A 21,987-nucleotide genomic window follows, 5' to 3' on the forward strand; every position below is an offset into this window, starting at 1 on the left:
AATTTACCGTGTCCACCCCCGTCCGTTCGACGCATGCCCGCTGGTCAATTCGGACCATCGACTCGGGTACTTGGTAACGACGACGTCGAACTTAGAGCGGGGGTACGCTCGTTGGTCGGAGAGGGAAGGGAGGACTCCGTCGTGGGGAGCAATGACGAGTTCGGACCGGACACGGAGACCATCCGTGCCTGGCTGGCCAAGCGCGCCACCTACGCGAAGGACGCGCGCGTCGTCGGCGCACCCCGAGGGACCCTCACGGCCGAGGTGCCGACGTACACCCCTCGCGTCCCCGAGGCCACCGAGCCCGCCGAGCCCACGGAGACCGACGAGCCCCACGACGTCGTCGACGAGACGCCCGCCCCGCCCACGGCCCCCACCTCCCGGCCGACCGCTGGCTGGCCCGACACCCGCGACGCGGGCCGGTCCGTGCTCGACGCGCTCGGCGACGAGACGCCTTCGAGGAACACGCCCGCAGGCCCCGGCAGCCCGGGCGCCGACTCGACGGCCGCGGGTCGTTCCGTGGTCGACGCGCTGCGCGCCGACGACCCGCCGCGCGCGAAGGCGCGGCCCGACAGGGCCGACAAGCAGAGGTCCGGCAACGAGAAGCCCGGCAAGGAGAAGTCCGGCAAGGAGAAGGGCGACCAGCCCGTCGAACGCCCGGCGCCGACCGGCCGCGCGTCGAAGTCGGTGCGGGTCAGCGCGCCGGCGGGCCGCACGAAGTACCAGGCCTCCGACCGGCCCGCACCCCACTACGAAGCCCCCACCACGCAACCGGTGCGCCGCGGCCGCTGGACCGAGCCCGAGGAGAACCTCAACTCCGTCGAGGCCACCACCGACGTCACCTTCCCGGTCCGCAAGGGCGCACGCCGCGCCCTGGCATGGGTGCTGCTCGCCTCCGCGCTCGCGACCGGCGCGGCGTCGTACCTCGCCAGCCTGGACCGCACACCCGCGATGATCGTGATCGCCAGCGTGCTCGGCGTCCTCACCCTGACCGTGTGGGCGGTGCGCGCCAGCATGGTGACCACCGAGATCACCATCCGCCGCGGCAAGCTCACGGTGACCCGCGCCGGCCACAGCGAGATGGTCGAGATCTCCGGCAACCACACGACCATCGCGATCATCGGCGAGCCGGGTCACCGCCGCTGGACGGTGCTCTTCGAGCGCCCCGGCCTCCCGCTCGTCGTCGTCAACGAGAGCATGGTCGACGCGCACTGGTTCACCAGCGCGCTCTACCGGCTGCGCCCCGACCTCCGCCCCGGCTACGACGCCAGCGACAGCTACGCCGACGCGGCTCGCTGACCCGGGGGCTCAGCCGATCCAGTAGCGGCGCTTGCCGTTGCGGACGTCCTCCTGGACGCCGCCGTTCGCCTCGATCGTGCGCGCTGACGGCTCGTTGTCCTCGTCGCAGGTGACCAGCACCTTCGCGATGCCCAGGTCACGTGCCGCGACCAGGGCGAGTCGCAGCGCCTCGGAGGCGTGCCCGCGGCGCCGGGCCGACGGCTTGACGGCGTACCCGATGTGGCCGCCCTCCTCGCGCAGGAAGTCGTTGAGCAGGTGGCGCAGGTTGAGGAACCCGACGAGCTCGTCGTGCGGCCCGCCGTCGCCGGCAGCGATCCAGAAGTACGTCGACGGCACCCGCAGGCCGTCGAGGTCGCCCGGCGCGGTCACCTCGGTCATCGTCACGAACGCCTCGCAGCCGGCACGGGTCGGGACCGGGTCGCCGTCGAGGAACCAGTGGCCGGAGCCGTGCATCTCGGCCGGGCCGCCGAAGTCCTCGACCATCGCGACCCAGCTCTCCCAGCGGGCGACGTCGGGCAGCACCAGTGCGGTCATGACATCCATCCCACCACTCGGGCGCGGTCGGGTGCGAGCGGGATTCGGCGCAGCGCGAAACGAGAACGTGTTCTACTCTGGCGGGCATGAACTGGCACCTGCCCTCCGACGCCCCCGTGGACGAGACCGCCGAGGTCGAGCGTCAGGCGCGGGTCTGGCGCCCGCTCGCCGCGGCCGCGCGTGAGCTGGTCGACCTCTGCGTCATGTCGGACGTCGACGAGGACGAGGTCCGGGCGGCCCAGGCCGACGTCGAGGCCGCCGTCGCGCGGCTGCGGAAGGTCCGCCGTACCCAGACCCTGGGGCAGGAGCACCTCACCGGCGGCCGCCGCCGGCCGTGGGGCAACCCGGTGATCGGGCTGCGCAACCCCATCGCGCCGCCGATCGAGGTCCACAGCGACCCGAGCGGCCGCGCGGAGGCCGACTTCCACTGCGGCCCGGCCTTCGAGGGCCCGCCGGGACTCGTGCACGGCGGCGTGGTGTCGCTGGTCCTCGACCAGGTGCTCGGTCACGCCGTCGGCGCGGCCGGGCGGCCGGGGATGACCGGCACCCTGACCATCGTCTACCGGCAGGGCACGCCCCTCGGCGACCTGCGGATCGAGGCGTGGGTCGACCGCGAGGACGGCATCAAGACCTGGGCGAAGGCGCACATCATCGGCCCGAACGGCGTCACCGCCGAGGCCGAGGGCGTCTTCATCCTGCCGCGGGCCTTCCGCACCGAGGGTTCGTGACGTTCTCCTGCGCTTGATGACGGGTGCAACCGTCATCAAGCGCAGGAATCCCCGCCTGAGCGGGGATTCCTGCAAAGGCCGGCGTCAGCCGCCGACCTTCACCCCACGCTTGTTCTCGTCGCTCAGGCGAGCCTCCTCGGCCGCCTGGGCCTCGAGCTCGGTACGACGGCGCTCGGCGTCGTCGTACTCGCCGGGCTCGGAGACCAGGTCGGTCGCACCACGGGCGAGGCGCTGGAGGGCGACCCGGGCGAAGATCTGCTGCTCGGTCGAGGTGCGCTCGGAGCGACCCTTGCCGAGGAAGGAGACGGCCCAGCGGATCACGGCGGTGACCCGGTTCTTGAAGCCGGTGATGTAGAAGAGGTGGACGACCAGCCACATCAGCCAGGCCACGACGCCGGTCAGGCGGAGCTTGCCGACCATCGCGACCGCGCGGAAGCGGCTGATGATCGCCATCGAGCCCTTGTCGAAGTACTTGAACGGCGCCTGCGCGGGCTTGCCCTGAAGGCGGCCGTCGATCTCCTTGGCGGCGTACTTCGCGCCCTGGATCGCGACCTGCGCGACACCCGGGAGGTTGTCGAGCGAGATCATGTCGCCGACCACGAAGACCTCGGGGTAGCCCGGGAGCGTCAGGTCGGGGTTGACCGAGATCCGGCCGGCCCGGTCGAGGGGCGCGCCGGTCTGCTCGGCGAGCTGCTTGCCGAGCGGGTTCGCCTGGACGCCGGCGGCCCACACCTTGGCCACCGCCTCGATGCGCTGCTCGCTGCCGTCCTTGTACTTCACGGTCAGGCCGCGCTCGTCGACGTCGGTGACCATCGCGCCGAGCAGCACCTCGACGCCGAGGGCCTCGAGCTTCTCCTGGGTCCACTTGCCGAGCTTGGCGCCGAACGGCGGCAGCACCTGCGGAGCGGCGTCGACGAGGATGACCCGCGCCTGGCGGGTCGAGATGGCACGGAAGTCGCGGGTCAGCGTGCGGTGGGCGAGCTCGGCGATCTGGCCCGCCATCTCCACGCCCGTGGGGCCGGCGCCGACGACCACGAAGGTCAGCAGGTGGTCGACGTTCTCGCCGCGGGCGGCGCCGAGCTCGGCCATCTCGAAGGCGCCGAAGATCCGGCCGCGCAGCTCGAGGGCGTCGTCGATGCTCTTCATGCCGGGCGCGAACTCGGCGAAGTGGTCGTTGCCGAAGTACGACTGGCCGGCGCCGGCGGCGACGATCAGGGAGTCGTACGGCGTCACGAGCTCGCGACCGAGGACGTGGGAGGTGATCAGCCGGTTCTCGAGGTCGACCTCGGTGACCTCGCCGAGCAGCACCTGGGCGTTCTTCTGGTTGGCCAGGACCTCACGCGTCGGGGGCGCGATCTCGCCCTCGGAGAGGATGCCGGTCGCCACTTGGTAGAGCAGCGGCTGGAACAGGTGGTGCGTCGTCTTCGCGATCATCGTGACGTCGACGTCGGCCTTGCGCAGCGCCTTGGTGCCGAAGAGGCCGCCGAAGCCGGAGCCGATCACGACGACCTGGTGCTTGTCGGAGCGGGGAACGATGACGCGGTCGGGCAGATCCGGCTGGGTGTCGCCTGCTGCCATTGTGCTTCCTCCTGGGGAGCGTTTCGGTGATCGGTCGACGGCTCGTCGCGTGTGACGAAAGTCGTACGGAAACATTCTCCCGCCTCGGCTCCGCGTCGCCCAACCGAGGTGGGGGTCTGGTAGGTCACACTGATCGGACGGTGTCCGGGCCAGTCGGGTCTAGTCAGTTCGGGCCGTCACCAAATCCGCGTTGAACGGTTGGTTTGGTTGCGAGTTCAACCGGGTATTCAACTCGGGATCAGGCCTCACCTACCGACGAGACTCGGGCACTGACACCGTGGAAGGTCCATCCGTGCAGCACCGGCAGACCCTGGAGCTGGCCCCCGGGCCACGCAGCGTGCATGACGCGCGCCGCTGGGTCGTCGCCACCTGCCGCGAGATCGGCCGGGATGATCTCGTCGACTGCGCCGAGCTGGCCATCTCCGAGCTGGTCACCAACGCCGTCCTCCACGGTGAGCCGCCGGTCCGGATGCAGCTCAGCGGTACGACCGACCACCCCCGCTTCGAGGTCCACGACGGGTCGACGATCCCGCCGCAGCCCTCGACGCAGGCGGGCGGCTTCGACCTCGACGCCTTCGACCTGGACGCCTTCGACGCCCTCGACGAGGAGCAGCTGCTGACTTTGACCACGGTCGGTCGCGGGCTCGACATCGTCTCCCGCGCCTCGATCGCCTGGGGCGCCGAGATCGACGACGAGGGCAAGGCGGTCTGGTTCGAGCCGGCCGACGAGCTCTCCGAGGTCGAGGGCACCCCGATCCAGCTGACCTACAGCCACAGCCCCTTCGCCGAGGACCACACCCGCGTCGGCGAGGTCGCCGTCCAGATCAACGGCGTCCCCGTGGTCGCCTTCGGCCGCTTCCAGCGCCACTACCGCGACCTGCGTCGCGAGATCCGCCTGCTCGCCCTCGCCCACGAGGACGACTACCCCCTGGCCAAGGTCCTCTCCGAGCACTTCGACGCGCTCGAGCGGCCGCTGCGCTCCAACATGGGTCGCGAGCAGGTCGACGAGGCCCACGGCGAGGGCCGCACGTCGGTCGACCTGCGGCTGCGGATGCCCCGGGAGAGCGCCCGGCAGATCGGTGGGCTGATCGACCTGCTCGACGCCGCCGACGACTTCAGCCGCGCCCAGCGGCTGCTGACCGCGCCGCGGCTGCCCGACCAGCGGGCCTTCCAGATCTGGTTCCTCGGCGAGTTCCGGCGCCAGGCTGCCGGCGCGCCACCCGTCGCCTGGCAGGGCGGCGCCGGGTCCGGCGCACCGTCCCGCGCCCTCTGACCAGCAACGCCAGGGCGTGTCGCCCTAGCATCGCTGCATGACCCCGGCACCGCGGCACCTCCTCGCCGTGGCCGCCGGCGGCGCGGTCGGGTCCGTCCTGAGGTACGCCGCCGGGCACGCCGTCCCCGACGGCTCGGGCTTCCCGTGGACGACCTTCACGATCAACGTGGCCGGCTCGGCGCTGCTCGCCGGGCTCCTGCTGCTCCCCCTCGTCCGGCGCTCGTCGGTCGTCGCCGCTGGCCTCGGGCCCGGCGTCCTCGGGGGGTTCACGACCTTCTCGGCGACGTCCGAACAGGCCCGGGCACTGCTCGCCGACGGGCGCACGGGGCTCGCCGGCGCCTACGTGGTCGGCACCCTCGCCGTGGGCCTGGTCGCCGTCGTCGCGGTCGGCGCTCTCGCGCCGACCCTCCCCGCGGAGGACGAGCTGTGAGCGACCTCAGGGAGCTGCTGATGGTCGCGCTCGGCGGCGGACTGGGGGCCCTGCTGCGCTACACCCTCGGCCACCGGTACGACGACCGGTGGCACCACGGCACGCTCGCCGCCAACACGCTCGCGAGCCTGGTCCTCGGGGCCTGCGCCGGCTGGGCCCTCGACGGTTCGGCCCTCGCGCTGGCCGGCACCGGGTTCTGCGGCGGCCTCTCGACGTACTCCTCGCTGATGGTGCAGACCCGCGACCTGGGCCCGCGGCGCGGCGCGGTCTACCTGGTCACCACGATCGCGCTCGGCCTCGCAGCCGCGGCGCTCGGCTTCGCGGTGGCCCAGCCCTGATCCACCGGGCTCAGGCGTAGCCGAGCTCGTGCAGGCGGTCGTCGTCGATCCCGAAGTGGTGGGCGACCTCGTGGACGACGGTGATCCGGATCTCCTCGGCGAGCTCCTCGACGTCCTCGCACATGTCGAGCAGCGGGCCGCGGAACAGGAAGATCCGGTCGGGGAGCTGGGGCAGCAGGCCACCGTCGCGCTCGGTGAGCGCGACGCCGTCGTACAGGCCGAGGAGGTCGTCGGGCTCGTCGTCCGGCGGCTCCTGCTCGACGAGCACCACGACGTTGTGGACCAGCCGGGCCAGCTCCTCGGGGATCTCGTCGAGGGCGGTGTCGACGAGGGCGTCGAACTCCTCGGGACTCATGTCGACGGGCACGCGGTCATTGTGTCCGAGCCGGCCAATGCTGCACGAACCGCTGGCAGATTCTGACAAGATTCGGTGCATGTCCCACTACCCCGACCCCTCGTTCGCCCCTCCCCAGGCCCTGTCGCCCCTCGGCCTGCCGGACGGCGTCGTCATCGCCTCGCGCGGGCGGCGCATCGGCGCCTACTTCCTCGCCATCCCGCTCGCCGTCGTGACCCTCGGCATCGGCTACGTCATCTGGGGAGCCATCGCATGGGGCAAGGGCACCAGCCCGGCCCTCCAGGTGCTCGGCATGCGCGCCTGGAAGGAGGACCGCCGAGCGGTCGCGACCTGGGGCGGCATGGCCCAGCGCAACATCCTCGACTACCTGGTGCTGAGCGTGACGTGCGGCATCGCGAGCATCGTCTCGTTCATCATGTTCCTCAGCGACGAGCCCCGCCAGCGCACCCTGGCCGACCGGATGGGCGGCACCGTCATCGTCCACGACCCGAACAAGCGCCTGGGCTGAGCCAGCCCCTGACCCGAGGAAAAAGCAGAGAACCGCTCCGGTGATCCGGAGCGGTTCTCCTCATCTTGCGACCCCGACGGGACTCGAACCCGCGGCCTCCGCCGTGACAGGGCGGCGCGCTAACCAACTGCGCTACGGGGCCTCGTTGCTCCCACCGCGCGGTCTCGGACCTCGTGGTGAAGCGGATGGAACTCTAACCCATGGCCGTCCGCGGCTCCCAATCGGGAACGCACTGCCGGCACGAGCCGTACCCCCAACCGGATTCGAACCGGCGTAGCCGCCGTGAAAGGGCGGAGTCCTGGGCCGCTAGACGATGGGGGCCCACCGCCGCCGGACGAGGCCTGCGACGGCCGGGCAAGCATAGTGCGGGAGCAGTGCCGCACGCCCATCCTCGCTCCCGCTTTCGTGAGATCCCCGTCGCTCCGGTAAGGTGTGCGACTGCCCGGCCAGGTAGCTCAGTTGGTACGAGCGACCGACTGAAAATCGGTAGGTCGGCGGTTCGACCCCGCCCCTGGCCACGCGCAACGAGAGGCCCCGCAGCATGCTGCGGGGCCTCTCGCCTTTCCACCACCGGGGGGAGCTAGTACCTGCGGACCGCCGCGGTGACGCCCCGCGGGTTGCGCAGGGTGAGCACGTCGTGCCGGTCGCCCAGGCGGGCCACGCGTCCCACGTACACGCGCACGCTCGCGCCGGGCACCAGGGTGCGGGTCGGGAGGCGCAGGACGAACCCGGCACGGGTCCGGACGGTCCAGCCCCTGAGGCCGATCGCCACCTTGCCGGTGTTGCGGACCTGGACCCACTCCCGGCCGGTCGCGCGGTGCGCGACCAGCGCGGCGGCCTGCCACCCGATCGTCGCGGTGGCCGACGTGCGGCCCAGGCGGCCGTCGTACGACGGCAGGACGACGCGGTAGCGGGCCGAACGGCTCGTCGTGCTGGCGACGCTGAACAGGTAGGGCACGCTCGCGCCCGTGGTCAGGGTGCGACGGGCGATCGTGGTCCACGTGCTGCCGTCGAGGCGCTGCAGCTGCAGCGGGGCGCCCGCCGACGCCGGCGTGACCTTGCCGGACAGCGTCACCTTGCCCCGAACCGACTGCACGGACGTCGCCGGACCCAGCGTGACGCTCGGGGCGGGCGCAGCCTGGACGGTGAGGTCGACGGTCGCCTCGACCGCCGGGGACAAGCCATCGGTGACGGAGTAGACGAAGGCGTCGGCGCCGAGGTGCCCGCCGGGTCGGTAGACGCAGGCGCCGTCGGCCTCGCAGGCCAGCGTGCCGTGCTGCGGCGGGGTCACCACCGCGTAGGTCAGCGGGTCGCCGTCGGCGTCGAGGTCGTTGGCGGCGAGGTCGAGGGCGAGCGGCTGGTGGGCGACGGCGTCGAGCTGCTCCCCCAGCACGTCGGGCGCGTGGTTCGCCCCCGACCACTCCTCGACCAGGCGCTGGCCACCAGCAAACACCTCGGGATCGCGGTCGTAGCGGATCTGCACCTCGTACTGGTCGGTCGGCGCGTCCGGCTGCAACTGCACGGCGGCGACGCCCGCCCCGTTGACGGCGAAGCTGCCGACCTCGAAGCAGCACATCCCCTGGCGGTAGTCGCCCACCGCGACCGTGACGCTGCCGGTCGTCGCATAGGCACCGGACAAGCGCTTGAGGCGCACGGAGACGGTGTTGAGCCGGTCGGCGTACAGGTGCGCCGGCCAGGTGACCTCGAGGGTCTGCACGGGGTCGAGGTCGAACCAGCGGGACTCGATCTCGAGCGGCAGCGCGCCGGCGGCGTCGACCATGGCCTGGAAGGTCCACTGGCCCGTGGTGGGCGGGTGGAACTGGATGGTCGCGACGCCCGTCTCGGCGGTGGTCGCGGTCGCGAGCTGGGTGAGGGCGGCGTTGCCCATCGCGCCGCGCAGCCGGACCAGCGTTCCGGGCTGGAGGTCGCCGAAGCTGTCGCTCACCGCGATGGTGAAGGTCAGCTGACCGGTGGGGCCCTGGGTGATCGCGTTGAGGCCGCCGGACAGCACCGGCACGTCCGGCTGTACGTCGAGCCACGCGATCGCGCTCGCGTAGCCGCCGTTTCCGTCGGTGACGCGGTAGCGGAACTGGTCGGGACCGGTGTAGCCCTCGTCGGGCGTGTAGCTGCAGCTCGCCGGCACGCAGACGACCGCGCCGTGCGCGGGCTGCTCGGCCGGGTCGACCATCTGGAGCTGGTCGCCGTCAGGATCGAAGGCGTACTGGTCATCGAGCGACGGCAGCTGGTTGGCACCACCGGCGAAGACGACCAGCGGCTGCTGCTCGTCGCCCGCGTCGCCCGCGACCGGGAGCTGGTTGTGCGGCGACGCGCAGCCCTCCGGGTCGGCCCACGTGTGCAGGTCGTCCAGCAGCACCCCGGTGTCGCGCAGCCCGTTGTAGGGCTCCCCGGCCTGGGTGACGCCGTCGAAGACCGACAGACGGATCGTGTGGCTGCCGGGCGTGACGCCCACGACGGCCTGCTGCACCGGCGTGCGGCCCGCGTAGGTCAGGTCGGCCGCCGGTGCTGCACTGTCACGCCACGGCGAGTCGGCCAGCAGCGGCCCGCCGGCGAAGGTGTCGCCACCCTGGAACTGGAGCCAACCGCCGAACCCCGGATCCGACAGCCGCCAGTCGTCGCCGTCGATGGTGGCGACGAGGCCGTCGAAGCGCGGTGGGTTCGTCTGCCCGAACTCGTCGGAGCCCACGACGTAGTCGAAGCCGAGGCAGTTGTCGGTGGTCGGCACGTCGACCGTGATCCGGTACGTCGACCGGTCCTCCACGGGGCCGTGCGGACCGCTGTCCGGCTCCGCCGTCGCCTGGCCCAGCGCGACACCGCCGGGCGTGACGGCCTCCTGGCCGGTCGCCTGCGCCGCCGAGCCGGTGGTCATCACCGCCACGTCACCGTCGCGGCCCGGGAAGTCGGTGGCCGGCGCCCAGGCCGCGGCGTGCGCGGCCGCGGCGGCACAGAGGTCCCAGCCGGCGTCGGTGACCAGGCCAGCGGGCGCGTCGAGCGCGGGCACCAGGTCCGGGCAGGCGGGCGCGGGATCCCCCTCGGCGTACGCCGGCGGCACCGCCACGAGGACCGCGACCGCGGAGACGACGAGGGCAGCGAGGGATCGACCGGGCACGGGGGCACTCTCGGTCACGACGACCCTGCGGCGCATCAGGGCCCGACCCCAACAACTCGCCGCTCAGGCGTCGCGCACGCACCGGAAGCCGAGGTGGCCCGTGCTGCTCGTGAGCGCCTGGCCCTGGCGCGCGGCGGGCCGGTAGCGGCGGCAGTACGACGGCGCACACAGGTGCGAGCCGCCCTTCGTCACGCCGCGGGCGTCCTCGTCGGCCGGCCGGCTCGGCGCGCAGCAGCTCGCGACCAGCTCGAGCGGCGCCGGTCCGTGGTCGTCGGTCCACGGCGACGCCGTCCACTCCCAGACGTTGCCGATCATGTCGACGAGGCCGTAGCCGTTCGGGCGGAAGGAGCCGACGGGCGTCGTACCGGCCCCCTTGGGGTCGTCGTGACGCCACGGGAAGTCGCCGTGGAAGGTGTTGGCCATCGGCCGGCCGCGCGGGAGCAGCTCCTCCCCCCACGGATACGTCGACAGCGCGCCGCCGCGCGCGGCGTGCTCCCACTCCGGCTCGGTCGCCAGCCGCTTGCCCGCCCAGGCGGCGTACGCCTCGGCATCGGAGCGGGCGACGTGGACGACCGGGTGCTTGTCGCGGCCGGACAGGTCGGTGCCGGGGCCACCGGGGTGGCGCCAGTCGGCGCCGGGCAGCCACGCCCACCAGCGCCGCCAGTCGTCGAGCGGGACCGGGCCGGGCGGCGGGGCGAAGACGAGCGACCCGGGGACCAGGTCCTCCGCACGCTCGCCCGGCGCCGGCGGCGGGGGCAGCTCGGCGACGGTGACGTGGCCGGTGTCGGCGACGAAGCGGCGGAACTCGGCGTTGGTCACCGGGTGCTCGTCGACCCACAGGTCGCGGACCTCGACCGGGCGGACCGGGCGCTCCTCCGGGTAGTGGTCCTCACTGCCGATCGTCGTCGCGCCGCCGCGGACCAGCAGGCCCCGCGCCGTCCTCATGGCCGTCTCGACCCGTCCCATCGATGGACACCTCTCCGTGCTCCCCCAGGTTCTATCCATATTATCCAGACTGTCTCACTCGACTATCTCAGGAGAACCACATGCCGGACCCGTCCGCCCGCCCCTCCGGTCTCTCGCGCCGCGGCCTCGCCGGTGCTGCCGTCGGCGCCGTGGGCGCCGCTGCGCTGGTCGGCACCACCGCCGAGACCGCCCGCGCCGAGCAGCCGTTCCGGGCGATCGCCCGCAAGGGCCGGCGCCCGCGCCCCAACCTGCTCGTGATCCTCGCCGACGACCTCGGCGCCGCCGACCTGAGCAGCTACGGCTCCCCGAACATCAAGACCCCGAACCTCGACCGGCTGGCGGCGTCCGGTGTCCGCTTCACGCAGGGCTACTCCGCCGGCGCAGTCTGCTCGCCGACCCGGATCGCGCTCTACACCGGCCGCCACCCCGGCCGCATCCCCGGCGGCCTCCAGGAGCCGATCGGCCAGGCCGGGCCGGCCAACGGCATCCCGCCGGAGCACCCGACGCTCGCGTCGCTGCTGAAGCAGTCGGGCTACTCCACCCACATGGTCGGCAAGTGGCACGGTGGCTTCCTGCCATGGTTCTCGCCGCTCAAGTCCGGCTGGGACACCTTCTACGGCAACTACTCCGGCGGCATCGACTACTTCAGCAAGTGGTCGAGCGGGGGCTACGACCTGTGGGAGGGCGAGCAGCAGGTCGAGGACCCGCGCTACTACACCGACATCATCACCGAGAAGGCGATCGGCGTCCTGCGCGACGTCCAGGACCAGAAGAAGCCCTGGCTGTTCAACCTCAACTTCACCTCCCCGCACTGGCCCTGGGAGGGGCCGGGCGACAAGGCGGTCAGCGACGAGATCACCGCCAAGGTGAAGGCGGGCAACGGCCAGGCCCTCTTCCACTACGACGGCGGCTCGCTCGACAAGTACGTCGAGATGGTCGAGAACCTCGACCGCTCGATCGGCAAGGTGCTCGCCGAGCTCGAGCGCACCGGCCAGGACAAGGACACGCTCATCCTGTTCGCCAGCGACAACGGCGGCGAGCGGTTCAGCTACAACTGGCCCTTCACCGGCAACAAGGCGGGTGTCAACGAGGGCGGCATCCGGGTGCCCGCGATCCTGTCCTGGCCCGGCCAGCTCGGGAAGCGGCAGGTCGACGACACCCCGGTCTCCACGACCGACTGGACCGCCACCTTCCTCGAGCTCGCCGGTGCCAGCCCCGATCCGTCGTACCCGCTCGACGGGACCAGCCTGGTGCCGCACCTGTTCGAGGGCGAGGACGTGCCGGAGCGGGACCTGTTCTGGCGGACCCGGTCCGGGCGCGCCCTGCGCCGGGGCGACCTGAAGTACGTCCGCCTCAACAACACCGACTACCTCTACGACCTCGGTGCCGACGTACGGGAGCAGGCCAACCTCGCGGCGAAGCGGCCGGCCGACCTGGCCGAGCTGCGCAGCGCCTGGGAGGCCGTGAACGCGACCCTGCTGGCCTACGCCTGAGCGGCAGCAGGGCTGGCGCCCGCCCTGCGCAGTGCGGGGCGGGCGACCAGCGCGTAGAGCACCGTGCCGAGCAGGCCCAGCAGCACCATCAGCAGCACGTAGACCAGCTTGCTCTGGTCGGCCGCCTCCCACGTCGAGTCGGGGATGCGCAGCGCCTGGACGAGGACCGCCAGCCAGAGCACGAACAGCGCGACGATGACCAGACCGGCGAGCACGCCGCCCAGCACGACGGCGACCCCGAAGGCGTCTCCAGAGCGGTCGCCGCGCTCCTCGGCGGCGAGGACGACCGGGGCGGCGAGGAGCAGGGAGCTGGTCACGGACCGCATTCTGCTCTCAGCGCGACGCCGTGTCGCCCTCCTGACACGGGTCAGGACAGCGTGCGCATCTCCCCGAGCACCGCGGCACGGTCCTCGGGGAGCACGAAGCCGGCGGTGACGGCAGCGTCCGTCGCCGCCGTGTACGCCGCCGCGTACTCCTCCTGGCTCCCCCACCGGTCGTGCAGGACCTCCGGCGCGAGGGCCAGGGTCCGCCCGAACAGGCCGCAGATGACCGACCCTCCGGGGGCGTCGCCGGCGAGCACCTCGACCGGCGCGTCGACCACCGGCGTGCGGACGCCGCCCCGGACGTTGCCGACCTCGTCGCGCACGAAGGCGCCGTCGCGCACCTCCAGCGGGGGCGCGGCCGGCGCGGCCGGACCACCCTGCGCCCAGGCGACGAGGTGGCGCAGGGCCGCGCGGGCGACGTAGACCTGCTGACCGCGGTTCACAGGGTCAGGGCAGCCGAGGAAGGCCTCGAAGTCGCCGATCTGGAACAGGTCCGCATGCGCCGCGCCGGCGACCTCCCAGACCCGCAGGAGCGGGCCGTCGGGCTGGCGCGCGGGCAGGTAGTTCATCCGCCCGAGCAGGTCGCCCTCGGTCTGCAGCACCAGCACCGGCACGTCGAGGTCGTCGCGGATCGGCGTCGGGACGCCGGTCGCGCGCGCCGCCAGCAGGTCGATCCCGCAGCCGTCCTCCCCTGCTGGCGCGGCCACCTCGCCACGGCTGTGGATCAGGTAGCCGGCGAAGAACCGGTCGTCGAGGTGGACCTGGTTGACGTGCGTCGTCAGCAGGTACGCCGACTGCGACTCCCCGATCGCGAGGACGGTCCCGGCGCCGACCTCCGCGGCGACGGCACGGGCGACCTCGGTGAAGATCGCGTGGGCGTGCCTGTCGCCGGGGTGGTGCAGGCCGCCGTACCGGACCGGGTCGACGGCCTTGAGGCCCTGCAGGCCCGCGCCCTCGACGGCGACCACCGCGGAGCCGGACTCGACGCCGTTGTACTGCGCGGACACCCCGGCCCAGGCGTGGCCCTGCCGGACCAGCTCGTCGGCGAGGTAGGTCCAGTCGGGCGCGGCGTCGGCCCCCGAGCTCACGTTGAGCCACTCCACGACGAGCACCCCGCTCGCCGGCGCCGACTCCGGTCGGCGGAGCAGGACGCGGGTGGTGAAGGCGGTGCCGCCGCGTCCGCCGGGCCGGTCGAGGGGCGCGGAGCCCGCGGCGGCGTACTCGACCTCGGACCAGCCGGCCGCGGCCAGGTCCGGACCGGGGCGGGCCGAGGTCAGCGCGATGCCGTTGCCGCCGGTGAGCGGCGTGAGGGTGACAGGGGGCACGGGCCGATCATCCTCCCTCCGCCGGCGACCGGCGTGGCGAGCGTCGTCAGGTGGGTGCGATGGCAAGGCGCGGGCGCGACGGCGGTCTGGCTGACCGTCGAGCGCTCGCAACGCAGCCAGCGTGCCCGCATGGCGGCGCTCGGTAGCCGTGCGCTGGCGGAGGGGGGATGCAGCCGCGTGAGACCCTGCGCGGGTGCTGCCCCGGTTCGAGATCGTCGCGCGCCACCGTCCCGTCGCGCTCGTCGGGCAGCGCGACGCCTTCCCGCTGATCGCGCCCTTCGCAGCGGTCGAGGCCGACCTGACCTCGCCGGACGACCCGGCCGAGCTGGCGCTCGAGGCTGCCGACGGTTCCCGGCTCGCCGCGCGCCTCGGCGGCGGCCGGGCGTCGCTCTCCGTGGTCGCGGCCGGGCGCGAGCACGTCGTGCGCAGCCGGCGCCACGGGCGGGTGCGCGACGCGAACCGGCTGGGCCTGACCCTGACCGGACGCCACCTCGCCGTCCTGACGTACGCCGACGACGCGTGGACCCTCCGCGGCCGGGTCGACCTCGCCGACCTCCCGGGCACGCCGGACCCGACCGACACGGCCTGGCTCGCCTCGGTGCGCCCGGACGCGACCGGAGCGGTGGCCGGCGTCATCGCCGGTGGCTTCGGGCAGCTCGGCCTGCGCGACGTCCGGGTCGTGTCGCACGCTGACGGGTCGCCGTACCGCGAGGGCGACGAGGTGCTGCTGACGGCCACCAGCGCCGGGCCGGGCTTCTTCGACACCGCGCACACGTCGGTGTGGGCACTGGGCGCCGACAACGCCGTGACCCACCGCGCCGACCTCTTCTTCGCGCGGCCGGACCGCCCCGGCGTCCACGGTGACCACGCCACGCACCTGCTGCGCGACGGCGGGCGCTGGCTGGTCGCGACCAGCACCTGGTCGGACTTCCCCGCCGACAGGTCGAAGCGGGCGGGGTCGCGGGTCTCGATCACGCTCGCGGAGTCGGACGCCGACCTGACGCGCGGGCGGCACCTGCTGCCGACCCGCGCCCTGGAGCTCCCGACCGACGGCCCGAGCGTCGGCGTGTGGGACCCGCACCTGGCGCGCGAGGACGACGGCTCGTGGCTGGTCGGCTACGTCAGCGCACGGAGGTTCTTCGACTTCCACCCGGTGCTGGCGACAGGTCCCACGCTCGACGCGCTCACGCTGCGCGCGGCAGCCGGCGACCGTACGGCGACCGAGGGCACCACGCTGGCCCGGCTGGGCGGCACGTGGCGGGTGCTCGCCAGCGACGGGCGGGACAACCCGAAGGCGGTGGCGGCGCGCTTCCCGGTGCTCGACCTCGACCTGCGCGATCTCGGCACCGTGGACGCGCCGTACCCGACCAACATCCCCTGGCCGACGCTCGTCGCGCCGGACCCGGCCGTCGCCGGCGACCGGTGGCGGCTGGTCACCTTCAACGGGAGGCCGTCAGGCGGCGCGCTGGCAGGCTACGGGACCCACGGGGACCTGGTGGTCCTGCAGGAGACCCGCTGAGGTTCAGCGGCGAGGGAGGAAGGACGTCAGTCGCGCTGGGGGTCGACGTAGTCGGACCACTTGTCCAGCACTTCGGGGTCGACGTCGTCCTCCCGCTTGCCCGGGTCGCCATGGAGCTCACGCGCGAGTGCGCCGAGGTCCGTGTCGTGGTTCCGGTACTTCAGGTCGCGAGCGACCTTCGTCTGCTTGGCTTTCGCACGGCCGCGGCCCATAGGGTCCAGCCCCCTCGCACACTTGGCCGGGAACCCTCCGGGCCCCGGACTGCTGAATCAGAGTCTCGTGGGCACAACGGTACATGGCCGATGGCTGTTCCCGCACGTCAGGGCGCAGGTTCGGACGCGCCGTGCGGTGAACGTCACCAGCCGGGTCACCAACCGGGGTGCTGACCGACCAGCTCGACGGTGCCGCGCTGCTCCGGGTCGACCGTGACCTCGCCCGCGACCCAGCTGTCCACGCCGAAGTCCGCAAGGCGCGCGACGGCCGCGTCCGCGGCCTCGGGAGCGACCAGCGCGACCATGCCGACGCCGCAGTTCAAGGTGGCCTCGAGGTCGGCCTGGGCGACCTCGCCGAGCTGGCGGACCACGTCGAAGACGGGCGCCGGGGTCCACGTGCCGCGGTCGAGCGTGGCCTTCAGCTCGGGCGGCATCACCCGGGCGAGGTTGTTGGCGAGGCCCCCACCGGTGATGTGGGCCATCGCGTGGGTCTCGGTCTCGCGAGCGATCGCGAGGCACGGCTTGGTGTAGAGCCGGGTCGGGACGAGGAGCTCCTCGCCGAGCGTGCGGCCGAACTCCTCGACGTGGCGGTCGACGGTCCAACCGGCCTGCGTGAAGAACACGTGGCGGGCCAGGGAGTAGCCGTTGGAGTGCAGGCCGCTGGCAGCCATCGCGATGACGACGTCGCCCGGGCGGACCCTGCCGGGGCCGAGCAGCGCGTCGGCCTCGACGACACCGGTCGTGGCGCCGGCGACGTCGTACTCGTCGGGGGCGAGCAGGCCCGGGTGCTCCGCGGTCTCGCCGCCGACCAGCGCGCAGCCGGCCTCGACGCACGCCTCGGCGATGCCCTTGACGATGGCGGCGATCCGCTCGGGGACGACCTTGCCGGTGGCGATGTAGTCGGTGACGAACAGCGGCTCGGCGCCACAGACGACCAGGTCGTCGACGACCATGCCGATCAGGTCGAAGCCGATCGTGTCGTGCTTGTCCATCATCTGCGCGACGGCGACCTTGGTGCCGACGCCGTCGGTGGAGGTCGCGAGCAGCGGACGCTTGTAGGACAGCAGCGCGGAGGCGTCGAAGAGGCCGGCGAAGCCGCCGAGGCCACCGAGCATCTCGGGACGGCGGGCCTTCTCGACCCACTCCTTCATCAGGTCGACGGCACGGTCCGCGGCCTCGATGTCGACGCCGGCACGGGCATAGGCGTTGTCAGCCACGGTTCTCCTTCAGGGGCCGGAGGTCTCGAGGCTCGTCGCTAGCGCTCCTCGCACCTCAACCACCGGATTGCTACGGGTTGTTGAAAACGGGGAGCGCCTCGCCGTGCGTGCTCGGCTTGAGCGTCGCCTCCAGCAGGTGCTTGCCGAGCAGGCTCTCGTCGGGCAGCTCGATCGGGTACTCGCCGGTGAAGCACGCGGTGCACAGCGAGGTCTGCGGCTGGCCGGTCGCCTCGACCATGCCCTCGAGCGAGATGTAGCCGAGGCTGTCGGCGCCCACGCTGGCGGCGATCTCGTCGACGTCGAGGCCGTTGGCGATCAGCTCCGCGCGGGTGGCGAAGTCGATGCCGTAGAAGCAGGGCCACTTCACCGGCGGGCTCGAGATCCGCACGTGGACCTCGGTCGCGCCCGCCTCGCGGAGCATCCGGACCTGGGCGCGCTGGGTGTTGCCACGCACGATCGAGTCGTCGACGACGACGATCCGCTTGCCGCGGATCATGTGCTCGAGCGCGTTGAGCTTGAGCCGGATGCCGAGCTGGCGCAGGGTCTGGCTGGGCTGGATGAAGGTGCGGCCGACGTAGGCGTTCTTGACGAAGCCCTGGCCGAAGGGGATGCCGCTCTCGAGGGCGTACCCGGACGCGGCCGGCGTACCGGACTCGGGGACCGGGATCACCAGGTCGGCCTCGACCGGGAACTCGCGGGCCAGCTGGCGGCCCATCTCGACCCGCGCCTCGTGGACGCTGCGGTTGGCGATGGTGGCGTCGGGACGGGCGAGGTAGACGTACTCGAACACGCAGCCCTTGCGGCGCGGCTCGGCGAACTTGTGGGAGCGCAGGCCGTCCTCGTCGATGACGATGAGCTCCCCCGGCTCGACCTCGCGGACCACGCTGGCGCCGGTGGTGGCGAGCGCGGCGTCCTCGCTCGCGACGACCCAGCCACGGTCGAGGCGGCCCAGCATCAGCGGCCGGATGCCCTCGGGGTCCCGGGCGGCGTACAGGGTGTTCTCGTTCATGAAGACGAACGAGAAGGCGCCCTGGACCTGCGGCAGCAGCTCGAGCGCACGGGCCTCGAGCGACTGGTCGGGGTGGTGCGCGAGGAGCGCGGTGACCAGGCTGGTGTCGTTGGTCGAGCTCTCGAGGTCGCGGGCGTGGATGTCGAGCTCGCCGTCGTCGCTCGGCAGCTGCTTGACCATCTCGGCCAGCGCCGCGGTGTTGATCAGGTTGCCGTTGTGACCCAGCGCGATGGAGCCGTCCGCGGTGGGCCGGAAGGTCGGCTGCGCGTTCTGCCACGTGCTCGCGCCCGTGGTGGAGTAGCGGCAGTGGCCGACCGCGAGGTGGCCGCGGAACGACTCGAGGGTGTTCTCGTCGAAGACCTGGGAGACGAGTCCCATGTCCTTGTAGACGAGGATCTGACGGCCGTTGCTGACCGAGATGCCCGCCGACTCCTGCCCGCGGTGCTGCAGCGAGTAGAGGCCGAAGTAGGTCAGCTTGGCGACGTCCTCACCCGGGGCCCATACGCCGAAGACTCCGCACACGACTTGCAGCCTACCGGGGGTCGGGCCGCATCCCTCAGTCGGCGAGGCTGCGGCGAGACGTGCGCTCCGCCACGGCCGTTGCGACCTGCGCCGCCTGGGCGCGGATCTCGGGGATGGCGGTCGACTCCCACAAGGTGCCCTTGCGCGGCGGACCGACGAGGTGGAGGTCCGGGACGGGGCTGCCGGCGGCGTCGACCAACCGGCCGTCGGGCGTGGTGTCGAGGCCGAGCGCGAGGGGGTCGGGGCGGACCGTGCCCCGCGCGAGGAGGGCCTGGATCAGCGGGTCCTCGCTGCGTCGTACGTCGGACAGGGGGCCGGTGCAGTTGACCACCGCGTCCACGTCGTACGACGCCGGGTCGGTGGTCGTGCGCACCCGACATCGCTCGCCGAGGTCGGTCACCGACGCCAGGGCACCGCTGCGGACGTGGAGGCGGCCCTCGTAGCGGTAGCGCTGCAGCCGCAGCGCGACGTCGGGCGCCATCCGGTGCCGGCGGATCTCCCAGTCGCGGGCGTGGACCTCGAGGAAGCGGACCCGCTCGTCGTGCGGCAGGCGACGCCACAGCTCCTGCGTGGCCGGGCGGAGGCCGTCGACGACCGCGCGCCAGCCGACACCGCGCTCGGCGGCGGCCTTGCACTCCTCGGTCACGACCTCGGCGATCTCGTCGGCCGTGACCGGCCCGTCGCCGCCGGGCACGCGGGTGACCCAGGCGGTGTGGGCCTGGCCGACGTGCGGCTTCGGGAGCAGGCCGTTGCGGCTGAGCATGGTGACCTGACGCTCGGGACCGTCCTCGAGCAGCGTGATGACGGTGTCGACCGCGGTGAGGCCGGTGCCGACGACGATGACCGAGGCGTCGGCGGGCAGGGCACGCAGGCGGGCGAGCTGCCACGGGTTGGCGACGTGCCAGGGCGCCTCGGCCAGCGGCTCCTGGCCGGGTCCGGCGACGAGGGGTCGGGGCGGCTGGTTGCCGTGGGCGAGGACGACGGCGCAGGCCCGGCTGCGCGAGCGCTCGGTGACGATGTCGAAGCCATCGCCGTTCGGGACCACGTCGAGGACCCGGCCGGCGCGCACCCGCAGCCGGTCGTCGGCGACGTCGGCCAGCCGGTCCTGCAGGTAGATCGCGTAGTCGGCGCGGGGCAGGAAGCCCTGCGGGTCGCTGCTGCGACCGGTGCGCAGCGCCCAGTCGAGGAGGTCCGACGGCGAGTCGGGGAACGCGCTCATGTGCCGCGCGCGGACGTTGAGCAGGTGCCGCTGGTCGTTGGTGCCGTAGGCGATGCCGCGGCCGACGATGCCACTCGCCTCGTGGATGACCACCTCGAGGTCCGGGTCGTCGGAACGCACCAGCAGGTTGATGGCCGTGAGCACGCCGCTGGCGCCACCGCCGATCACCGCGACGCGGTTGCGCTCGCCGACCTGTTCGCGACCCGCTCGGTCCTCCGTCACCGTCATGCGAGTGAGTCTAGCGAATCACTCCACTTTGGGCGCCTTCCTCGGCACCGCCGGTGATCGGCGGTGCCGAGGGGTGTGTCAGGCGCCCGGCGTCCCGAGGTTGCGCAGCAGCAGCGCCTCGGCGAGCAGGACCTTCTCGAACTCGGCGAGGTGCAGCCCCTCGTTGGGACCGTGCGCGCGGGTGTCGGGGTCCTCGACGCCGGTGACCAGGACCGAGGCGCCGGGGAAGCTCTCGAGGAACTCCGCGATGAACGGGATCGAGCCGCCGACGCCCATGTCGACCGGCGGGGTGCCGTCCCAGGCCTCGGTGAACGCGGACCGCGCGGCGTCGTAGGCCGGGCCGGTGGCGTCGATCGCGATCGGCTCGCCGGTGTCGACGACCTTGGTGGAGAGCTGGGCACCCCACGGCACGTTCTTCTCCAGGTGCGCCTGGAGGCGGGCGACGGCGTTCTCGCCCGTGTCGCCGGGGGCGATCCGGACGGTCACGCGGGCGCGGGCGACGGGCGACAGCGTGTTGGACGCGCCGTCGACCTTGGGCGCGTCGAAGCCGGTCACCGTGACGGCCGGCTTGGTCCAGAGCCGCTCGACCGACGTACCGGTGCCGACCCACTCGAGGCCGGGGACCGCGCCGGACTCGGCGCGCAGCCGCTCCTCGGGGTACTCCACGTCGGCGGCCGGACCGCTGACGAGGCCCTCGATGGCAGAGCCGCCGTCGGCGTCCCACAGCGTGTCGAGCAGGCGGATGAGCGCCATGATCGCGTCGGGCTCGAGGCCGCCCCACATGCCGGAGTGGACGGCGTGGGTGAGGGTGCGGAGCTCGACGTCGACGCGGATCAGGCCGCGGAGGCTGGTGGTCAGGGCGGGGACGCCGATGTCCCAGTTGCCGGAGTCGGCGATCACGATGACGTCGGACCGCAGCCGGTCCTCGTACTTCTTGAGCAGCTGCGGGAGGGTCGCCGAGGCGACCTCCTCCTCCCCCTCGATGAACAGGCGCACGGTCACGGGCAGCTCGTCGCCGAACGCACGGAGCGCGGCGAGGTGCGTGATGATGCCGGCCTTGTCGTCGGCGGCACCGCGGCCGTAGAGGCGGCCGTCGCGCTCGGTCGGCTCCCACGGCGGGCTGTCCCAGTCGGCGTGGTCGTTCTCGGGCTGGACGTCGTGGTGGGCGTAGAGGAGCACCGTGGGCGCGCCCTCGGGTCCCTTCTTCTCGCCGACGACGGCCGGCGGCGCGCCGTCGAAGGCGCGCACGATCTCGACGTCGACGCCCTCGGCGGCGAACAGCTCAGCGGTGGCGCGAGCGCTCTCCTCGACCTGGTCGAGGCGGGCGGGGTCGGCGCTCACGGACTGGATGCGGACAAGTGCCTCGAGGTCCGATCGGACACCCGGCAGGAGGCCGGCGAGACGCGTACGCAGGTCGGTGGTGGTGACAGGTCCGGTCATGGATCCGACCTTAGTGTCGGAGCCCCCATTTCCGGCTCTCGTGACGCTTCCGTGGGTCGCGCTCCGGGATCGGCGGAGGGCTGCTGCGTCGGTCGGGGGTGGGGTTCGCAAACGGCAGCGACGGGGCGAGTCGGGTGGTGGGTCGGGTCCGGCGGCTGGGTTGCGGCCGGTCGGTGGTCGGCGGTGCGCGGTGACCCCCTCGAGTGGGCACGAACCGCAGAGATCCGGCCGTTTTTTCTGCGGTCTGTGACCAAACGACGGGGTCACCGACACGCAACAGACCCACACGCGCCGGGCGGCCGCGTCAGCGGCGGCGCGGACGAAGTCCGCGCCGACAACCGCGC

At 72.8% G+C, this 21,987-nt stretch carries 20 protein-coding genes and 3 tRNA genes; 9 read left to right on the top strand and 14 right to left on the bottom strand.

Annotation, left to right across the window (positions count from 1 at the left end):
* Nucleotides 1-141 precede the first annotated feature (141 nt).
* The gene (locus tag ASE20_RS15030) at nt 142-1,299 is read left to right on the top strand and encodes a hypothetical protein (RefSeq protein WP_056895379.1); all 1,158 of its coding nucleotides are present in this window, start codon (nt 142-144) and stop codon (nt 1,297-1,299) included.
* Between the two features lie 9 nt (nt 1,300-1,308).
* Here the strand turns inward: ASE20_RS15030 and ASE20_RS15035 are convergent, their stop codons facing one another.
* Nucleotides 1,309-1,833: a GNAT family N-acetyltransferase gene (locus tag ASE20_RS15035; protein WP_056895380.1), complete on the bottom strand. Its 525-nt coding sequence runs from the start codon at nt 1,831-1,833 to the stop codon at nt 1,309-1,311.
* Nucleotides 1,834-1,919: 86 nt separating this feature from the next.
* On the opposite strand from ASE20_RS15035, the gene ASE20_RS15040 reads away from it, so the two are divergent.
* Complete coding sequence (locus ASE20_RS15040; RefSeq protein ID WP_056895381.1) at nt 1,920-2,561, top strand: PaaI family thioesterase; 642 nt, start codon at nt 1,920-1,922, stop codon at nt 2,559-2,561.
* 84 nt (nt 2,562-2,645) lie between these two features.
* Here ASE20_RS15040 and ASE20_RS15045 read toward each other — a convergent pair whose 3' ends face one another.
* The gene (locus ASE20_RS15045; RefSeq protein ID WP_056895382.1) at nt 2,646-4,139 is read right to left on the bottom strand and encodes an NAD(P)/FAD-dependent oxidoreductase; all 1,494 of its coding nucleotides are present in this window, start codon (nt 4,137-4,139) and stop codon (nt 2,646-2,648) included.
* Between the two features lie 292 nt (nt 4,140-4,431).
* Here ASE20_RS15045 and ASE20_RS15050 point away from each other — a divergent pair, with 292 nt between their 5' ends.
* The 3 genes from ASE20_RS15050 to ASE20_RS15060 are packed head-to-tail and all read left to right on the top strand — an operon-like array spanning nt 4,432 to nt 6,180.
* Nucleotides 4,432-5,412 carry an ATP-binding protein gene (locus ASE20_RS15050; protein ID WP_056895383.1) on the top strand — a complete coding sequence of 327 codons (981 nt, stop codon included), beginning with the start codon at nt 4,432-4,434 and terminating at the stop codon, nt 5,410-5,412.
* 37 nt (nt 5,413-5,449) lie between these two features.
* Nucleotides 5,450-5,842: a fluoride efflux transporter FluC gene (locus ASE20_RS15055; protein ID WP_082612455.1), complete on the top strand. Its 393-nt coding sequence runs from the start codon at nt 5,450-5,452 to the stop codon at nt 5,840-5,842.
* A complete protein-coding gene (locus tag ASE20_RS15060) occupies nt 5,839-6,180 on the top strand; it encodes a fluoride efflux transporter FluC (protein WP_056895385.1) in 342 nt (113 codons plus the stop codon). Before ASE20_RS15055 ends, ASE20_RS15060 begins: the two co-directional genes overlap by 4 nt.
* Before the next feature lie 10 nt (nt 6,181-6,190).
* On the opposite strand, the gene ASE20_RS15065 is transcribed toward ASE20_RS15060, so the two are convergent.
* Nucleotides 6,191-6,547, bottom strand: coding sequence for a metallopeptidase family protein (locus ASE20_RS15065; protein WP_056895386.1), 357 nt, complete (start codon nt 6,545-6,547; stop codon nt 6,191-6,193).
* Nucleotides 6,548-6,614: 67 nt separating this feature from the next.
* Between ASE20_RS15065 and ASE20_RS15070 the strand changes: the two genes are divergently transcribed.
* The gene (locus ASE20_RS15070) at nt 6,615-7,043 is read left to right on the top strand and encodes an RDD family protein (RefSeq protein ID WP_056895387.1); all 429 of its coding nucleotides are present in this window, start codon (nt 6,615-6,617) and stop codon (nt 7,041-7,043) included.
* Between the two features lie 68 nt (nt 7,044-7,111).
* On the opposite strand, the gene ASE20_RS15075 is transcribed toward ASE20_RS15070, so the two are convergent.
* Both ASE20_RS15075 and ASE20_RS15080 read right to left on the bottom strand, forming a co-directional pair.
* Nucleotides 7,112-7,185, bottom strand: a tRNA-Asp gene (locus ASE20_RS15075).
* 106 nt (nt 7,186-7,291) lie between these two features.
* A tRNA-Glu gene (locus tag ASE20_RS15080) sits at nt 7,292-7,364 on the bottom strand.
* 123 nt (nt 7,365-7,487) lie between these two features.
* On the opposite strand from ASE20_RS15080, the gene ASE20_RS15085 reads away from it, so the two are divergent.
* A tRNA-Phe gene (locus tag ASE20_RS15085) sits at nt 7,488-7,561 on the top strand.
* A gap of 62 nt (nt 7,562-7,623) precedes the next feature.
* On the opposite strand, the gene ASE20_RS15090 is transcribed toward ASE20_RS15085, so the two are convergent.
* Nucleotides 7,624-10,170, bottom strand: coding sequence for an Ig-like domain-containing protein (locus ASE20_RS15090; protein ID WP_157538463.1), 2,547 nt, complete (start codon nt 10,168-10,170; stop codon nt 7,624-7,626).
* A gap of 63 nt (nt 10,171-10,233) precedes the next feature.
* Complete coding sequence (locus ASE20_RS15095; RefSeq protein WP_225869058.1) at nt 10,234-11,136, bottom strand: formylglycine-generating enzyme family protein; 903 nt, start codon at nt 11,134-11,136, stop codon at nt 10,234-10,236.
* Nucleotides 11,137-11,216: 80 nt separating this feature from the next.
* Between ASE20_RS15095 and ASE20_RS15100 the strand changes: the two genes are divergently transcribed.
* Nucleotides 11,217-12,629: a sulfatase-like hydrolase/transferase gene (locus ASE20_RS15100; protein WP_056895389.1), complete on the top strand. Its 1,413-nt coding sequence runs from the start codon at nt 11,217-11,219 to the stop codon at nt 12,627-12,629.
* On the opposite strand, the gene ASE20_RS15105 is transcribed toward ASE20_RS15100, so the two are convergent.
* Both ASE20_RS15105 and ASE20_RS15110 read right to left on the bottom strand, forming a co-directional pair.
* Nucleotides 12,620-12,946, bottom strand: a complete 327-nt coding sequence (locus tag ASE20_RS15105) for a hypothetical protein (protein ID WP_157538465.1) — start codon at nt 12,944-12,946, stop codon at nt 12,620-12,622. The two genes, ASE20_RS15100 and ASE20_RS15105, sit on opposite strands and share 10 nt — an antisense overlap.
* A gap of 50 nt (nt 12,947-12,996) precedes the next feature.
* The gene (locus ASE20_RS15110) at nt 12,997-14,277 is read right to left on the bottom strand and encodes an alpha/beta hydrolase domain-containing protein (RefSeq protein WP_056895391.1); all 1,281 of its coding nucleotides are present in this window, start codon (nt 14,275-14,277) and stop codon (nt 12,997-12,999) included.
* Nucleotides 14,278-14,470: 193 nt separating this feature from the next.
* On the opposite strand from ASE20_RS15110, the gene ASE20_RS15115 reads away from it, so the two are divergent.
* Complete coding sequence (locus ASE20_RS15115) at nt 14,471-15,796, top strand: hypothetical protein (protein WP_056895392.1); 1,326 nt, start codon at nt 14,471-14,473, stop codon at nt 15,794-15,796.
* A 26-nt stretch (nt 15,797-15,822) separates the two neighbouring features.
* Here the strand turns inward: ASE20_RS15115 and ASE20_RS15120 are convergent, their stop codons facing one another.
* From ASE20_RS15120 to ASE20_RS15140, 5 genes are all read right to left on the bottom strand, one after another.
* A complete protein-coding gene (locus ASE20_RS15120) occupies nt 15,823-16,008 on the bottom strand; it encodes a DUF3073 domain-containing protein (RefSeq protein ID WP_056895393.1) in 186 nt (61 codons plus the stop codon).
* Nucleotides 16,009-16,163: 155 nt separating this feature from the next.
* Complete coding sequence (purM, locus tag ASE20_RS15125; protein WP_056895394.1) at nt 16,164-17,225, bottom strand: phosphoribosylformylglycinamidine cyclo-ligase; 1,062 nt, start codon at nt 17,223-17,225, stop codon at nt 16,164-16,166.
* 70 nt (nt 17,226-17,295) lie between these two features.
* Nucleotides 17,296-18,765, bottom strand: a complete 1,470-nt coding sequence (purF, locus tag ASE20_RS15130) for an amidophosphoribosyltransferase (protein WP_056895395.1) — start codon at nt 18,763-18,765, stop codon at nt 17,296-17,298.
* Between the two features lie 25 nt (nt 18,766-18,790).
* The gene (locus ASE20_RS15135; protein ID WP_056895396.1) at nt 18,791-20,203 is read right to left on the bottom strand and encodes an FAD/NAD(P)-binding protein; all 1,413 of its coding nucleotides are present in this window, start codon (nt 20,201-20,203) and stop codon (nt 18,791-18,793) included.
* Nucleotides 20,204-20,281: 78 nt separating this feature from the next.
* Nucleotides 20,282-21,643, bottom strand: a complete 1,362-nt coding sequence (locus ASE20_RS15140; protein ID WP_056895397.1) for a dipeptidase — start codon at nt 21,641-21,643, stop codon at nt 20,282-20,284.
* Nucleotides 21,644-21,987 lie beyond the last annotated feature (344 nt).

The organism is Nocardioides sp. Root240 (assembly GCF_001428825.1).
Classification (GTDB): domain Bacteria; phylum Actinomycetota; class Actinomycetes; order Propionibacteriales; family Nocardioidaceae; genus Nocardioides.